We start from the raw sequence: 633 nt of genomic DNA, 5'->3' as shown, positions 1-633 counted from the left end.
CGCCGGGGCTTCGAGATGCGTGCGCGCAGCGGCCCTGTTTCGCTGGGGGGTCAGTGCTCGACACGTCCGAGGAGTGATCATGAGCGGTACCGACGAGTCCCGCGGCCGGGTGCGGCAGATGCGGGAGAAGGCCAAGGAACTGGACGAGGCGGCGAGCCGCAGCAGCGACCCCAAGGAACGGCAGCGGCTGAAGGACAAGGCCCAGCGGCTCAAGGCCCAGTCCGACCAGGAGTCCGCGATGGGCACCGGGGACATCTACCCCGACAGGTGACCGGCGGCACGCGCACGGTCCCGGCACGGCCCGGGGAGCGGCACGCTCCCCGGGCCGGCCGCCGTCCCGGCACGCGGCGGGCGTCCCGCATTGACCCCTCGGGGCGAACCGCGGCGCCCGGACGGGCATTTCTGCGCGGTGGCGGGCTCGGGCCGTCCTAGGGTCGGGCCGGTAGCGGGGGGCCGTCCACCGATCGGAGCCGTTCGATGACCATGACCACCGTCCGCCGTGTCGGGCCGGCCGCAGGCCTCTCCTCCCGCATCGCCGCCGGCGTGCTCGCCGTCGGTGTGGCCCTCACGGTCGCCGCGCCGGCCGGCGCGGCCGCCCAGGCCGCCCCGCCCGCCAAGCCGTACGGCACCGTC

At 76.0% G+C, this 633-nt stretch carries 1 protein-coding gene; it reads left to right on the top strand.

Annotated elements, in window-relative coordinates; translation table 11 throughout:
• The first annotated feature begins 79 nt into the window (after positions 1 to 79).
• Complete coding sequence (locus EAO77_RS36310; protein WP_147989885.1) at positions 80 to 271, top strand: DUF6381 family protein; 192 nt, start codon at positions 80 to 82, stop codon at positions 269 to 271.
• The last annotated feature ends 362 nt before the right edge of the window (positions 272 to 633 follow it).

This window comes from Streptomyces sp. T39 (assembly GCF_008042045.1).
Classification (GTDB): domain Bacteria; phylum Actinomycetota; class Actinomycetes; order Streptomycetales; family Streptomycetaceae; genus Streptomyces.
The sequence above is the reverse complement of the archived record's forward strand: the minus strand, read 5'-3'. Positions and strand labels throughout refer to the sequence as shown.